We start from the raw sequence: 15,069 nt of genomic DNA, 5'->3' as shown, positions 1-15,069 counted from the left end.
TCAATAAAAAAGAGCGCCGCACCCAAGTCGCAAGGCGCCGCGCCCTGAAAGGTCGAAGGATGGGTCGTCGATCAGAACCAGAACACTGGGGTGGTCGTCAGCAACTCGATTCCGGTTCGGGTGACGATGAAGTTTTGTTCCCAGCCCACGCTGCCCACCCCTTTTCGCGTCATGAAGGACTCCCCGGAGGCCACCATGCCTTCTTCGAAAATATCGTCCGCTGTGACCGAGTCTCGGTTGATGATCGGGTGTTCCCACATTGAGCCGTTGCCATGGCCGAAGTACGGCCATTGCTTGGCGGCCAGATCCTCTTCTTCGGCGACCCGCGCTTGCACACGTTCGGCCTCGCCCACCACGTCAAGCACCCGAGCACCGTGCTTGACTGAGTTCATCACGGCTTCCGTGATCGAGTAAGAGTCCACGAGCAGCGAGCGCTGTTCGGGTGTCGGTTTGCCGCCGCACACCAGCGAGCGGCCTGGGTCTAGCCAGTACCCTTGATGGGTGGGGCCGTAGATCCAGGTGCGGACCATATCGCCCTTGCTCGGCGCGCCCATCGAGTACCCGTACATGGGATCTCGCTCGAAGAACTGGCTGTCCTCGTCATTCCCGAAGTTCACGGGAATGCGTAGCCAGCCGCCTCCGCGCCGCGTCAGTTCGTATGCGCCCTCGGCCGCCGCTTCCGCTGCAGTCTTGCCGGCGTAGAGGCTGTCGCATACCCGGTACAAGGCGCTGGACACCATCTGCCCTGCTTCACGAAACATATCGAGCTCTCGCGGGCTCTTGATGCGACGGCAGCGACGGATCAGGTTGTCGTCATATTCGAATTGAATACCCGGGGTCTGCTCAGCGAGCTGATGAGCGTATTTCATCGGCAAGTTATCCGAACCGACGAATACCACGTTGCCACGTGGCTTTCGGGCGTTCAGGGCCTTGGCAACGCTGCTGATCGGATCGTCACTGAAGAAGTAATCGCCACAGCGCACCATTCGACGCCGTACCGTGGCGACATCGGCATGCAACTCCGGTTCTTTGCCGGGTTCCAGAATCACGCAGCAAAAACCTCGGGCGTTCCAGATCGGAGAATCCGGTTCCTGGCCAGAATGTTCCGACCAGAAATTGGTCAGCCAAAGCGTTTCCATCGCCCGCTCATAATGGCCGGCAGTCTTGCCCCAGACAATGGCGAGCTCATAGCCTTTAAGGCGCATTTCGTCTTCTACTTTCTTCCAGCGACTTTGATATTCGTCGACCGGAAAATAGCCGTCGGGATAATTCATTCTTTCGATGGTCATCACAATTACCTCATTCTTTGTTTTTATGCAGAGGCGTCGAAACGGCGAAGTATTCGAGCACCATGGTTTGCATGTTCAACGGGCGACCCAATAATTCAAATACTGCAACTCTGCACTATCGTTGAATTCGCTATTACGCTGGGCAAGACTGTGAGTGCGGTTAACGTTCGCGTTCCACGACAACATGGGCAAGTTGTCGAAGAGCATTGGCTTGCGGGCCACATTCAGCCAGCGCCGTTAATGCGTCCGATAAAAGTTTCCAGGCGTAATGCCGCGCGCCTTGAAGTCCCAACAAAGAAACAGCAGTGGACTTATCGGCGTATTGGTCTGCGTGAATGGCTTTGCCCACAACGGCCTGATCGCCGATCACATCCAAAATGTCATCGCGCACTTGAAAGGCCCTGCCGATGTGCCCGGCGTATGCCTTGATAGCCCTGAAGCGTTTCGTGTCCAGCCCAGCGCTACTCGCCATGGCCCCCAGCACCACGCTGGCTTCGATCAACGCACCGGTTTTCAACCACTGCATTTCACCGATCTGCTCAGGCGTCGGTCGCGCTCCGGCCAGTGCCATGTCGAGAAACTGACCGCCTGCAAGTCCTGAGGGCCCTGCGGCCTTGGCCAACACGGTCACCATGCGCAGCCGGGTCTCGGCATCGACCGACGAAGACTGCGCCAGTGATTCGAACGCCAGCGCCTGTAATGCATCCCCTGCTATCAGCGCCGTGCTCTCGCCATAGGCCACGTGCAAGGCGGGTTTGCCTCGACGAACAAGTGCGTCATCCAAGGCCGGGAGGTCGTCATGAATCAGCGAATAGGCGTGCATCAGCTCCACTGCGCAAGCGACACTGTCCGCTGCTTCAAGCGATCCGCCCATCGCCTCGCACGCGCTGTACGCCAGCAGTGGCCGTAAACATTTTCCCGGTTCGAATACGCCATACGCCATGGCGTTAAACAGCGTATTCAACGACGGGCTGCTGGGTGCCAGCAGTTTTCTCAATCCGGTTTCCAGTCGAACACGAAGCGCCAGATACCGTTCGCCGTTCACGATTGCAACTGTCTCCATGATTCAGCCTTATTCGTGATCGGCAACGACCGTGCGTAGCGAGGAGTGCGCATGGGCAGGAGAAGCGCACTTTGAATGAATGGCGACACCCACGGCGGCGAGGAAAACGATCATGATCGGCACGGCCCAGTTTTCGTACCAGGAAAGTTCTGGATAACGCGGCCAGGAAATATTGACGGCTTCGAATACGGTCCAGGCCGTCGCAACAAAGATCACGGGAATACTCAACTTACCCAACGAGAAAGGCCCCTGCCGCCACTCGCCTTTCAAGACGCTCACACACGCTCCCACCAACGGGAAAGCAAAGGCGATATAGAATCCGGCAATGCTGAACGCCAGTAACAAGGGATAGAGATTGGTGAACGACAACATGAACAACAGCGCCGATAACCCGCCCGTCAACAGAAAAGCCCGAGTGGGCAACTTGTCGTCACCGCTCAATTGCCGCAGAAAATCCGAGCACGGAATGGTCCTGTCCCGGGCGAAAGCCCAGATCACCCGAGAAACCGACGCCTGGATGCCCAGCATGCACGCGAGAAAACCAATGACGAACAGGACCAGCATGCCCTTGTAGGCGATTTGCCCAAGGTGAGTAATCAACGTCACGGTGACCGGATCGCTGCCTGCCGGAAACGCCAGCGTGGGCAAGGCAAGAATCAGCGAAAAAGCCGAAAATGCCACCACAGCCCCCACGGACAACAGGCAGAACAACATCGCCTTGGGCACTGCACGCTCAGGGTCCTTCACTTCTTCGGCGACGGCACCGGCGCTTTCAAACCCCACGAACGCCCATCCGCAGTAAGCGATGGCGAGCGCCACCTTAGACGAGAAAAAGCCGGAGACGCCCGGTTCTGGCCACGCAAACACCTGCGCATCGGGAATTAGAACCGACAGCGCGTTGACCTTGAACGCCACCAGCAACAGTACGCCAATGCCCACCGAACCGATCACTTCGGCGCCGATGCACAGCCAGACGATGGTCGAGAAAATCTTGCGGCCCTGGGTGTTGCCCCACGTGGCGAATGCGATAAGAAACAACGCGATCGGCACACTGATCATCTTGTCGGTCGCATCGGTACCAAATAGCTGCGCCACAAACCCTGCGCCGCCCAGCGCGACGGTAGCGATGGTGATCGGCAACGTGCAGATATACGTCCAACCTGCAAACCAGCCGAACCTGGAGCCAAGCAAGTATTTAGACCATTGATAAATGCTGCCTTCGTAGGGAAATCTCGATACCAGCATGGCGAAAACCAGCGCCACTAACAGTTGCCCAGCCATGGCCACCACCAGTCCCCACCAAAAGGCCGGGCCGACCGTCAAAATGCCGATGCCGAAGATGGAATAAAGGGCCACGATGGGCGATATGAAGGCGAACGCCAGAGAGAAAGTGGAAGAAAAGTTCAGTTCACGCTGCAGGTGATGTCCCTTTTCCTGACAATAATCTTTGTCAACCGGTGTGCTGTTCATGGGCAAACTCCCGCCGCTCGCGTCAACCGCGAATCTTCAAGTTCATATTGTTGTCGTTGTAGACCAGGCGCTGTGAACACCCTGTTATCAGAGTGCGCGCCCAGCCTTGAAGGCGATGTTATCGTCCATCAATGATTGCCCCAATAGTGCTAACCTGCACCACGCCCCGCTAGGCCTGCCCGAACATGTGCATCATGAACAGTGAAAAGATTTCTCGCTCGCTGGTGATATCGAGCTTTGCATAAAGGCGTTGCTTATAATTGCGCACGGTGCCCAAGCTGAGGTCGAGCTTTTGCGCAATGACCGGCATTGAATACCCGCGTAAGGTTTTTTCCACCAACTGGCGCTCACGGGGGCTGAGGTGGTAAATGTCATAGAACTGCTCAAAGAACTCTTTAACGTCGGTTTGTATGTACCCTTCGCTCTTTCGTTCAAGAAACACTGCCCGGACTCCGGACGCGGAAGCCGAGACATTTCGTGAATATTCCCAATGGGCAATCAGCCCTTGAACCTGGACGGCAATCAGTTCGGGCTGACTCAGAATGAAATCCAAGGTGCCCTTATCCAGGGCATGGCCCGCCAGGGTGTTCCACGCCGGATTCTGGTACATGACGTGATCGTCATCGCCCAGGGTGAGAACACCGACCTTGCCATCCCCGAAGAGCGCGCCCAGTCCCTGCAGGAATTCGGTGCGCATGTGCGCTGCGTGAGCCGCCACCACGATGGGATAGAGGCCGGTGAACAAAGCGATTTCATCGTCGTTGAACAGGGTGGATTCCCGATCGAAACAGAAGCCCAGGTAGCCCCCGCCCATGACAGGCAGCATCAACGTCAATTCATCCAGAATTTGTCCAGATTTAAAGATTTCATCGTAATAAAGATTGGAGTCGTCTTCATGTTGCATGAGCGAAAAAGTCACCACGGCGGGAACGCGGTCTTCAGTCACCAGGCGAAGTAAGGGATCGATGCGATAAAGCTGGTGCATATATTGTTCAACGGCCTCATCACTCAAGGAGGTATTGACAATGAACTCAGGCGCGGAGAATCGACTGTATTTGATGGCCAGCCAGCGTTCGCAATTAATGTAACGTCCAAGCGTCTCCAATACGGTGGCATAAAAGTCCCGGCGACCCACTGCGTCGATAATCGCTGCAATGGCCATCCACTCGGGCTTTTGATTATGAAGAACTTCATTCATGCCCGGTTCTCTCGCGCGCAGGTGATCAAATCATGTTGCGAATGCGCAAAGCGGTCAATGGTGCAGTGTTGCACCCGTACCGTCGCAACCCATGCAGGGCTCGCGAATGAGCCGCCTGTGTGCAATCCGAACCCACACGAAAAATGGCGACCGAAGTCGCCATTTCGCGTAAACCTGTTGCGGGACGCGTCGGAACCCGGCAGGCGTTGATGTTCTGAAGCCGTTAGACCGAGGTCTAGATTCGTACATTGCCCCGTGGACCGGCGATGGCCCAGATGATCAGGCCCAGCACAGGCAGCAGTGCGATCAGGAGCACCCAGAGGATTTTCATCCCGGTTTCGGCGCCGCTCTTCAATACGTTGATGATGGCCCAGATATCGAGGGCCAGAATGATCAGTCCAATCAGACCATTAAAAGTGGAACCCATGGTGTCGCTCCTTAATGAGGCTTGCCCTGTTAGGAGTGGCGACGCTTGCCAGGGTTCCGTGGGTTGCGAGGCTCATGACACAAATATGCGGTGAGTACCCTAACGACGTGGCTGGGTCAGCGCCGCAAGCGCGGCAGTGATCACCACCGCCAGCGTCACGCCCATTGCCACCGCCGCGAAAATCCCCCATGGCTCGACCATGAATTTGAGGCAGAGGTAAAACGCGACCACCCCGATAGCGCCAATTGCGTTGCCACGCACGATGGCCCCGAGTTCGTGACGACCACCCTGCACGTGAGCGAAAACAGCCAGTGGCCAGGCGATGACGGGGATCGGTGCAAGAAAGCCGCTGACCACCGGCCCAAGCCATTGCGCGCCCGCCGTGATGGCCAGCAGCAGCAAGGTGGCGGTCAGCATGCGCATCGGGATGACCCAACGCGGCACCGGCACATAGCCCCCTGCCCCGGCTTCCGCCCCTTGGGTCGTCGCGCGAATGATCGCCGCGACCAGGCACAACGTCACCGCAATGGATGCCACGAGCGAGCCGATTCCGTTCATGACCAGCGCCACGCACACGTAAAACGCCAGGGCGCCCAGGCAGCCGATCAAGGCCGAGGCTCGGCGCGTCACCCGGTAATAAAAGAGATAGGTCGCCTGGATCGCCGCCACACCTGCCAGCGCGCCCGGAACCGCCTGCGCCGCAAAGCCAGGACCTTGCTCCAGACTCAAAAACAGCATGACCGAGGCCGAAGTGACCGGCAAACCGGAAAGCAGCCCGCCGATATGGGTGCCCCAGCGCTTCGCCGCCAGTGAAATGGACAGCATCAGCAACGGGGTAATCAGCAACTTGAGGTAAAACGCAGTCATCACACACACATCCCGGCGAACAGCATGGGCCTCACAACGACAACGCGTAGAAGCGCGTGTCCACGACCATCACCGGAAAGGTGTCGGGCAGCTGTTGTTGCTCGATGAGTTCGAAACCGTGCTTCTCGTAGAAGCGATGGGCCGCCAGAAACTTCGCGGTGGTGCCGAGGTAAATGCGCCTCACGCCGCGAGCTTTCGCCTCATTGATCAGGCATTCGAGCAGCTGGCGAGCCACGCCGTACTCCCGCCCCCGCCAAGGGCCTGCCACGAACATTTTCCGCAGCGCCGCTTCTTGATTGCCGATGTCCTTGAGGCCAATGCTGCCGACCACGTTCCCGTCCTTGCGCGCCACCCAGAAGTCGCCGGTGCCGGTCTGGTAAAACGACTGGATCTGCATCAGGTCCGGCTGGTCTTTCGCGGTGATTTCAATCCCGAACTCTTCACGCTGAATGGGCACGATCAAATCAACGATGCCCTGCTCGTCGCCCGGCGCGTATCGGGCGATGTGGATGTCGGAAGAGGTCACGCATGGCTCCTGAAAAAACTGAAAGATCCTGAGAATTTATAGATGAAGCGAACTTACTGCTGAGCCTTCAGGGCCTCTAGGGCAGGTTCGATCAAGATGCCCAGCTCAACACCCAACGCCATTACCCGAGCCTGATCATTGCCAAACACGAGCACGGTCTGAAGCTCATCGTCCAGCGGCTCGCTCAGGTTCATCAGCACGTAACCGCCCATTTCCTTGTTCATGCTGCCGAGCTGGATCTGAATCCGGTTCAACGCAGTCAGGGGCTCGGTCTTGGCAAGCTGTTTAGGCTTGATGTTGAAGGTCACGCCGGGGCCGAAAGAGGCCGTGATTTCACTGAACAGGTCCATGTAGTTGTCGGCCTGGAACATCACGGTTTCCGGCAGGCTGCCGACCACCACCCATTCGCCCAGCGGGATGGGGAAGGTGTCGTCGTAGTTGATGTCCGGATTGGCGGCGAGAAAGGCCTCGGGGTCGGCGTACGCTCGGGAGGCTTCGTCGGCAATCGCGTCGATTTCCTCGTCGCTCATGCAGCCGGAGCTGATTTTGCTGATGAATTCGATGAGTGAAGCTTTCATGGCGAAGGAGTCCGGACGAAAAAACAGGCGCGAAGGATAGCCGGAAATCCTTCGCGCCTCTATCGGTTAACGCTGTAACGGAACCAGAGTACGCCGCAGCGCAGGCTCTTTTTTCGGTTACACCATCAAACGCGTCAGCTGCTCTGCAGTGTCGGTTGCGCCCATGGTCTGGGCGGCCATCAGCGGCGTGACCCCTTTGGCGTCTTTGGCGTTGGGGTTGGCCCCGTTGGCGATCAGGTAATCGACGATGGCAGTGCGATTGAACATCGCGGCCATCATCAGCGCGGTGCGACCGTCGCCCCCTGCGCCCTCGACATCCGCCCCGCCTTCCACCAGCAGTTTCACCACGTCCAGATCGCCCTTGAAGGCGGCCCCGGCAATCGGACTCTGGTTATTGTCGTTGCGGATTTCAGGGTCCGCTCCGTGTTTGAGCAGCACGCTCACAGCGTCCTGGTGGCCGTGATAACTGGCGAGCATCAACAGCGTGTCGCCCTTGTGATTGCGCAAATTGGGGGTCAGCCCGTTTTCCAGCAAGCGGTCCAGCATCACGGCATCACCTGCGCGAGCACGGTCGAACACTTGTTCGGCGAACTCCAGCGCTTCTTCGTCGGTCATGCGGGTGGCTGCGCCGGGGTTGTTCGGGGTGTCAGACATTCCATTCTCCTGTAGCGCCGCACGGGGCACCCTTGATCAATCATCTTTCTCGCCAGCGGTGCAACAGAACGTTGAGAGGCCCGCGGTCTGGGCCAAGTTCCACGCTCATCTGCTGCGATGTTGCGAACGATGGCAGGCACGGGCCTGTTTCGCCAGCGAACCTTTTTGATCACCGCTATAGAAAAAGCCGTTTATCGCCCGCAGGAAAAATCCAGGTCACACGGTGAAATAAATACAGGGTATCGCTGTCTCAGATTTCAACAGCGCCCCACTTCCCCTCCTCCCCGCTCCCTTTACTCCGGCAAAATGCAGGATGCCCGATGGCCAATCTTGCAAAATGCACGAAAAAGAAAATTTTCGAAATTTATAACCAACTGTTTTTAAAGCATTTTTTACAGACAACAATACTGGCACAGTCACTGCACTAGTCCTACCAAGCTTGTTATCACTGAGCAATGGAGCCGCTAGACATGACTTTCATTCAAGAAAAATTCGCATCCGTATTTTCCGACTTCGAAGTCAACACCCAGCCTCGTCCCGACGGTGGTGTGCTGTTGTCGCTGCGCAATCACGAAGGCAAACAGATCCGTCGTTCGGTCTCCTACGCTCAGTTGCACACCCCGGTGCAACTGGAGTGGGTGATCAGCGCGATTCGCCGCGACCTGGCGGCTCAGGCCAGCGAACTGCCAGCGATTTCCATGCTGCAAAGCCAACACCGTTTCGATCTGCCGACTTATCACACGCGTTAAGCGTCTGCGTGGATACTGCGGGCATTGACTGACGCACACTCCGCACAAAACCGCGATCGCACTCAGTGCGATCGCGGTTTTTTTTTGCGCAGTCGGTTCAGGCGTCAACGGATGTTGCGTACGCCGGAACGTTGGTTGCGCTTAGCGAATGATGCCTCGGCACAGCGCTTCGCCCACGGCTTGCGCGCGGTTGGTCACGCCCAATTTGGCGTAGATGCTTTTGAAGTGATGCTTAACGGTGGCCTCCGACAGTTCTTTGATTAATGCAATTTCCCATGCGGTCTTACCCTCTCGGGCCCACTTGAGGATTTCCAGCTCTTTACCGGTCAGTGCCCGGGTCTGAAACTGTCGCCCCTTGCCCGCGACATGCAGCATGGGAACGAGGCTGGTCACCAGATAACGGTCGTTATGGCTGAGTGGCCGTTCCATGCCGTTGAGCGAACAGACGCTGACCACGCCCCGGTTGACCCGGTTTTCGCAGGTGTAGCCGTAGGACAGCGCCGGGAGCAGGTCACAGTCCTCGACCGCCGCCAGATAGGCCGACGACGGTGGATAGGTGTCGAACGCGTCCGCCCATTCGAGAAACCCCATGGTATGGCGAAAGCACCGAATGACCGGGTCTTCGATCATCAGCCGCCCCTGGTTGTAAAGCTCTTTCCAGTAGACGTCGACGTTGGACGTGATGCAGTTGAGCAGCAATCCCTCGCGGTACTGATAGAACATGGCCCGTTCGCAACCGCATTCCGCTCGGAGCCAGTCCAGCGCGTTGGCGATGGCGGCGTTGCCGTCCTGTTCGGTGACGCTGCTGACCATCTGCTCGATCAATGGGCTCAGCGTCCCTGTTGTTACGTTTTTCATCTTCCCCTCCGTTTAAAAAACGTGCTGTGTCGTCCCTGAATGGCGCTTTAGAGTTTTAAGTGGACAGCGGCCTGTCGACGCGCCAAGGTCTGCACGGAGGTCCGTGAGCAGGGCGCGCTCAAAGGCCTTCAGGCTTCGACAGATAAAGGGTTACACAGTCTGAAGGGGTTAAACACAGGGGTTAAAACAAACAGGCATGCCTGACTGATAAACAGGCGACTTCTTACACAACAACCAAAACTTGCTTACATTTTTCCAGCTTTTGAAACAAAAACGGCTCACATCAAGGATGCGAGCCGTTCAAAAGACGAGGAGTGGATCAAGGCCTAACCCTGCTGGTGAATGCCGGTTTCAGTCATCCAGACCTGGAAACTGACGGGCCAGCTCATCGCCCGTCAGCTTCATTCGCTCACCCTCTGGCGAACCGAACAAGCGAATAGCGACCACCCGAGGCTGCTCGCCCATGTCGAACCACTGCCGAGTTCCCGCCGGGACGGTTATCAAGTCGTTCTTTTCGCACAGCACGGCGTAGACAAAATCCCCAAGGTGAAACGAACAGAGCCCACGCCCCGCAACGAAAAATCGCACTTCGTCCGCGCTGTGCTGATGTTCGTCGAGGAGCCCCGCACGCAGTTCGGCTTTTTGCAGGTGGCGGTCGTCGACACTGATCACAGCGCTGGCCACACAACCGCGCTCTGCGCTCAATTGGCTGATCTGATCACGGTAGGCGACGTTGACGTCGTCCTGAGGCGCGCCTGCAGCAACGGGGGTGGCCGCGGGCAAACGTTCGATAACAATGCCGTGCTCGGCGAGGGTCGAGGCGATGTCTTCAAGGTGGGTCAACACCTTGTTCGGCAACTCTGGGGAGGACACGTGATAGACGGAGAGAATGCTCATAGCGGGGTTCCTCGGTTCAATCGCTCGCCGATACGATGTTCGGCAGACGCAGGTTCATTCAGTCAAACGGTGAAACCGGCCGTTAATGGGCGGCCGTTTGGGGTCAGAGAGACACCTCTCTCATGCGCATCGCCGCCAGGATCGCAGCCATCAGTGCCGCTAGACTCGCGATGGCGAACGTCCACTCCGCGCCGAGCGCATTCCAGCTGTAGCCGGAGTACAGCGCCCCCATTGCCCCTCCGGTTCCGGACAACGCGGCATACAACGCTTGCCCCTGCCCTTGCTGACGAGGGCCAAAACTGCGTTGTAGAAAATGGATGGCCGCGGCGTGAAAACTGCCGAACGTCGCCGCGTGCAGCAACTGAGCGAAGATCAACACCGTCAGATGGTCCGCGAAATTCCCCAGCAACAGCCAGCGTAACGACGCCAGCGCAAAACTGGTGATCAAGACCTGACGCACGCCGAACCGCTGCAGGATACGGCTCATCGCCAGGAACATCAGCACCTCCGCGACCACGCCAACCGCCCAGAGCATGCCGATGATGCCGCGACTGTAACCGAGGTGCTCAAGGTGCAGCGTGAGAAAGGTGTAATACGGCCCGTGGCTCAGTTGCATCAACGCCACACATAGATAGAAAGCCAGTACGCCGGGGCTGAACAGTTGTTTGAGAAACCCTTCCCCTGCAGGTCGTTGGGTCGATGCAGGCGGCTGCGCATTGGGCACCCATCCACTGCTGACGACGATCCCGGCCATGATCAACAGCAGCGCCTGCGGATACACATCAAGGCTGAACCACTCGAACAGTCGCCCCAGCCCTACCACGGTCAGGATGAACCCCACCGAACCCCACAGGCGAATCTGACTGTAACGGGCGGTCTGGCCCTGCAAATGCGCGAGCGTGATGACCTCGAACTGCGGCAACACGGCGTGCCAGAAAAAGGCATGCAGCGCCATGACCATGGCCAGCCAGACGTAGGATTTGTCGATAAGAATCAGAGAAAAGCACGCCAGCGTGCAGACCGCGCCGAAACGCACGATCGCCAGACGCCGACCGGTGTAGTCACCCAGCCAGCCCCACAGGTTCGGCGCCACGCAACGCATCAACATCGGGATCGCGACCAACTCGCCGATGTGCGCGCTGGAAAAGCCCAGGTGGTCGAAGTACAGCGCCAGAAACGGCGCCGTCGAACCCAGTAGGGCGAAATAGAAGAGGTAAAAGCTGGACAGCCGCCAGTAAGGAAGCGCCGCCACGGTCAATTGCCCGTGGTGGCCGCGCCGGACTCCCGCATTACAGCTGGCCCAGAACCGGGGTGTTGACCCGCACGTCGAGGTTTTGGCCGCGATGGCGCAGCAAGTGGTCGAGCAGCACGATGGCCATCATCGCCTCGGCAATCGGCGTGGCCCGAATGCCGACGCACGGGTCGTGACGGCCCTTGGTGATCACGTCCACCGGGTTGCCGTCGATGTCGATCGAGCGGCCCGGGGTGGTGATGCTCGACGTGGCTTTCAGCGCCAGGTGAGCGACGATCGGCTGACCTGACGAGATGCCGCCGAGGATGCCGCCCGCATTGTTGGAGAGGAAGCCTTCCGGGGTCATCTCGTCGCGGTGCTCGGTGCCACGCTGGGAGACGCTGTCGAACCCGGCGCCGATCTCGATGCCCTTCACGGCATTGATACTCATCAGTGCATGGGCCAGCTCGGCGTCCAGGCGGTCAAAAATCGGCTCACCCAGCCCCGGCATCACGCCATCGGCGACGACAGTGATCTTCGCCCCGACCGAATCCTGATCGCGGCGGAGCTGGTCCATGTAGACTTCCAGCTCCGGGACCTTGTCCGGATCAGGGCTGAAAAAGGCGTTTTGCTCGACCGATTCCCAGGTCTTGAACGGGATTTCGATAGGGCCGAGCTGGCTCATGTAGCCACGCACGGTGATGCCCTGTGTCAGCAGGTATTTCTTGGCGATAGCACCGGCCGCCACGCGCATCGCGGTTTCCCGGGCCGAACTGCGACCGCCGCCGCGGTAGTCGCGAATGCCGTATTTGTGGTGGTAGGTGTAATCGGCGTGGGCCGGACGGAACAGATCCTTGATCTGCGAGTAGTCTTTGGATTTCTGGTCGGTGTTGCGGATCAACAGGCCGATGGACGCGCCGGTGGTCTTGCCTTCGAACACGCCAGAGAGGATTTCGACTTCATCCGCTTCCTGACGCTGAGTGGTGTGGCGGCTGGTGCCGGGCTTGCGGCGGTCCAGGTCGCGCTGCAGGTCTTCCAGCGACAGCTCGACACCTGGCGGGCAGCCGTCAACGATAGCAACCAGCGCCGGGCCATGGCTTTCGCCAGCGGTGGTGACAGTGAACAGCTTGCCGAAGGTATTGCCGGACATGCGGGAGGCTCCGAGAAATCGACCAAAAACCAAAAAGTCTAAAAAGAGCGCGCCAGTATACGCAGGGTCAACGTCTATATCACGCCCGAACCTTATTCGATTGGCTGCGTCCAATTTCACACTTTATTGATGATGGCCTTGCGATGCTACGTGGTATGTCCCTGATTTGCGGCTTACGGCCGCTGCGAGTAATCGCCTTGACCCTCACTTTGCTGTCTTCCCTCGCCAACGCAGGCACGCCGGTCGTGCTGCAACGTCCTGTCTCTCTGGAAACCGGGACGGGAGAGCTATTTGGCACCCTTCTGCTGCCCAAATCCAAGGAACCGGTGCCGGTGGTGCTCATTATTGCCGGCTCCGGACCGACCGATCGCGACGGCAACAACACCGACGGCGGCCGCAACGACAGCATGAAGCGCCTGGCGGTGATTCTTGCCCGGCACAACATCGCCAGCGTGCGTTACGACAAACGCGGCGTTGCGGCCAGTCGCCCCGCCACCCCTGATGAGCGGGATCTGACCATCGAAAGATACGTCGATGACGCGGTGGCCTGGAGCCAAAAACTCAAGACCGACTCGCGGCTCGGCCAATTGATCATCCTCGGTCACAGCGAGGGGGCGCTCGTTGCCTCGTTGGCGGCGGAACGGGCGGGCGCCACGGCGTTGATCTCCCTGGCGGGCACGGGACGACCGGTGGACCAGGTCATTCGCGAGCAATTACAGGACCGGCTTCCGCCTCCCCTGCTGGCTCGCAGCGAGGCACTGATCGAAGAAATGAAGGCTGGCAAGACCGACCCGGACGTGCCCGATCCGTTGCAGGTCGTGTTCCGCCCGAGCGTTCAGCCGTACCTGATTTCGCTGTTCCGGCAGAACCCGGCCCAAGCGTTCGGCAAGCTGAAGATTCCAACGCTGATCCTGCAAGGGCGCAACGACATGCAGGTGGGTGTGGGCGATGCCGAATTGCTACACAAGGCCAAGCCCGATTCACAATTGGCGATTATCGACGGCATGAACCACGTGCTGCGCATCGTGCCGATGGACATGAAACGTCAATTGGCCTCCTATAAAGACCCGCAGCTGCCGCTGGCCAGCGAGTTGTCGGATCGCATACTCACGTTTATCGGGTCAGTGCCCAAGGCTTAGCGCCAAAGCTCACCCTTCAGATTCAGCAAAAACGGCCGATATCGGGTTGCTGGCATTGTGTTGCCGGGACAATGTCGATAACAGGATCGCCGTAATGACAGAAGCAATCATGGAAGCCAACGCGGTCGCGCCAATCGAGAGCCAGGAAGGCGATGCTGCACCCGTCTTGTGGGAAGACGTGCAGGCCGAGCATTTTTCGATGCTGCGCTTGGCACCGCTGCCGACGGACCGGGCCACCGGGGGCCGTCCGCTGCGCTTCGTCGAATTCGGCCGGGCAGAACGTCACAGCAAGGACTTCAGCCTGCTGCGCATGACGTATCACCTGCCGGGCCAGAAGACTCGCAAGGAACAGAACAACCTTGATATCTGGGTCGACCACGCCAACCGTGCCGTGCGAGTGGGTCCCGAATCCGGCTTGCAGATCGAACCGTGGAACCGGGGGCTGGGCCGTTTCATGCTGGCGCAAGGCATTCATTGGGCGCAGAAACGCTGGTCCGAGTACCGCATCGAAGGCACGGCCTTGGCGAACAAGGACGCGCTGAACGAAGACACCCGCCTGCGCCGTGACCACTTCCTCAAGACTCAGGGCTTCGAAGTGGCTTATGCCGACCCTCAGCACCTGAAAGGTTCGGTCAAGGACGCCAAGATCGGCAACCTGAACAACACCTGGAACACCGAAAAGGTGCAACTGGTCGAGATCCTCGACGCCGCGCAGATGTTGCAGCAGGCCGAGCAGAAGATCCAGGAGCAGGAAGTCGCGATCAAGAAAGCCGAAGATCGCGTCAACAAATTCCGCCGCGACGACGCCGGGCTGCGTTTCACCATCGCCTGCCTGGTAACCTTTGCAGTGTTTCAGGCGGGGCTATTGATCTGGATCGCGACTCACCGCTGAACAGCGTTCGCTGCCGTCGTCACCTCTGGCGTCTCCCAGGTTTTGTGTCGTGCCCAGGTTGTATGGTCGCGGCTGAACCTG

Annotated in this window: 16 protein-coding genes; 3 read left to right on the top strand and 13 right to left on the bottom strand. The window is 58.5% G+C overall.

Annotated elements, in window-relative coordinates; all coding sequences use genetic code 11:
- Positions 1–71: 71 nt before the first annotated feature.
- The 9 genes from GVN17_RS09270 to GVN17_RS09230 all read right to left on the bottom strand — a co-directional run bounded on the left by GVN17_RS09270 (position 72) and on the right by GVN17_RS09230 (position 8,072).
- A complete protein-coding gene (locus GVN17_RS09270) occupies positions 72–1,289 on the bottom strand; it encodes a Xaa-Pro peptidase family protein (protein ID WP_166594953.1) in 1,218 nt (405 codons plus the stop codon).
- A gap of 160 nt (positions 1,290–1,449) precedes the next feature.
- Positions 1,450–2,352, bottom strand: coding sequence for a polyprenyl synthetase family protein (locus tag GVN17_RS09265; protein ID WP_166594952.1), 903 nt, complete (start codon positions 2,350–2,352; stop codon positions 1,450–1,452).
- A 9-nt stretch (positions 2,353–2,361) separates the two neighbouring features.
- Entirely contained in the window at positions 2,362–3,822 is a 1,461-nt protein-coding gene (locus GVN17_RS09260; protein ID WP_166594951.1) for an APC family permease, read from the bottom strand.
- A 169-nt stretch (positions 3,823–3,991) separates the two neighbouring features.
- On the bottom strand, positions 3,992–5,020 hold the full coding sequence (locus tag GVN17_RS09255) for a LuxR C-terminal-related transcriptional regulator (RefSeq protein WP_166594950.1): 1,029 nt from the start codon (positions 5,018–5,020) through the stop codon (positions 3,992–3,994).
- A gap of 235 nt (positions 5,021–5,255) precedes the next feature.
- Complete coding sequence (locus GVN17_RS09250; protein ID WP_166594949.1) at positions 5,256–5,447, bottom strand: PLDc N-terminal domain-containing protein; 192 nt, start codon at positions 5,445–5,447, stop codon at positions 5,256–5,258.
- A gap of 99 nt (positions 5,448–5,546) precedes the next feature.
- Complete coding sequence (locus GVN17_RS09245) at positions 5,547–6,314, bottom strand: hypothetical protein (protein ID WP_166594948.1); 768 nt, start codon at positions 6,312–6,314, stop codon at positions 5,547–5,549.
- A gap of 31 nt (positions 6,315–6,345) precedes the next feature.
- On the bottom strand, positions 6,346–6,840 hold the full coding sequence (locus tag GVN17_RS09240) for a GNAT family N-acetyltransferase (RefSeq protein ID WP_166594947.1): 495 nt from the start codon (positions 6,838–6,840) through the stop codon (positions 6,346–6,348).
- A gap of 53 nt (positions 6,841–6,893) precedes the next feature.
- Positions 6,894–7,418 carry a hypothetical protein gene (locus GVN17_RS09235; RefSeq protein WP_166594946.1) on the bottom strand — a complete coding sequence of 175 codons (525 nt, stop codon included), beginning with the start codon at positions 7,416–7,418 and terminating at the stop codon, positions 6,894–6,896.
- Positions 7,419–7,535: 117 nt separating this feature from the next.
- Positions 7,536–8,072: an ankyrin repeat domain-containing protein gene (locus GVN17_RS09230; protein WP_166594945.1), complete on the bottom strand. Its 537-nt coding sequence runs from the start codon at positions 8,070–8,072 to the stop codon at positions 7,536–7,538.
- Positions 8,073–8,542: 470 nt separating this feature from the next.
- Between GVN17_RS09230 and GVN17_RS09225 the strand changes: the two genes are divergently transcribed.
- The gene (locus tag GVN17_RS09225; RefSeq protein ID WP_166594944.1) at positions 8,543–8,821 is read left to right on the top strand and encodes a DUF3509 domain-containing protein; all 279 of its coding nucleotides are present in this window, start codon (positions 8,543–8,545) and stop codon (positions 8,819–8,821) included.
- 141 nt (positions 8,822–8,962) lie between these two features.
- Here GVN17_RS09225 and GVN17_RS09220 read toward each other — a convergent pair whose 3' ends face one another.
- The 4 genes from GVN17_RS09220 to aroC all read right to left on the bottom strand — a co-directional run bounded on the left by GVN17_RS09220 (position 8,963) and on the right by aroC (position 12,957).
- Complete coding sequence (locus tag GVN17_RS09220; protein WP_166594943.1) at positions 8,963–9,679, bottom strand: LuxR family transcriptional regulator; 717 nt, start codon at positions 9,677–9,679, stop codon at positions 8,963–8,965.
- A gap of 351 nt (positions 9,680–10,030) precedes the next feature.
- Positions 10,031–10,576 (bottom strand): acireductone dioxygenase, encoded by a 546-nt coding sequence (locus GVN17_RS09215; RefSeq protein ID WP_166594942.1) that lies wholly within the window; start codon positions 10,574–10,576, stop codon positions 10,031–10,033.
- Positions 10,577–10,679: 103 nt separating this feature from the next.
- On the bottom strand, positions 10,680–11,828 hold the full coding sequence (locus GVN17_RS09210) for an MFS transporter (protein WP_166594941.1): 1,149 nt from the start codon (positions 11,826–11,828) through the stop codon (positions 10,680–10,682).
- Between the two features lie 37 nt (positions 11,829–11,865).
- Positions 11,866–12,957, bottom strand: a complete 1,092-nt coding sequence (aroC, locus tag GVN17_RS09205) for a chorismate synthase (protein WP_166594940.1) — start codon at positions 12,955–12,957, stop codon at positions 11,866–11,868.
- Positions 12,958–13,100: 143 nt separating this feature from the next.
- Here aroC and GVN17_RS09200 point away from each other — a divergent pair, with 143 nt between their 5' ends.
- Positions 13,101–14,096: an alpha/beta hydrolase gene (locus GVN17_RS09200; protein ID WP_166594939.1), complete on the top strand. Its 996-nt coding sequence runs from the start codon at positions 13,101–13,103 to the stop codon at positions 14,094–14,096.
- Between the two features lie 94 nt (positions 14,097–14,190).
- A complete protein-coding gene (locus tag GVN17_RS09195; protein WP_166594938.1) occupies positions 14,191–14,988 on the top strand; it encodes a hypothetical protein in 798 nt (265 codons plus the stop codon).
- The last annotated feature ends 81 nt before the right edge of the window (positions 14,989–15,069 follow it).

The sequence above is a fragment of the Pseudomonas sp. SLFW genome (genome assembly GCF_009905615.1).
In the GTDB taxonomy this organism is placed as follows: Bacteria; Pseudomonadota; Gammaproteobacteria; order Pseudomonadales; family Pseudomonadaceae; genus Aquipseudomonas; species Aquipseudomonas bambusae.
The sequence above is the reverse complement of the archived record's forward strand: the minus strand, read 5'-3'. Positions and strand labels throughout refer to the sequence as shown.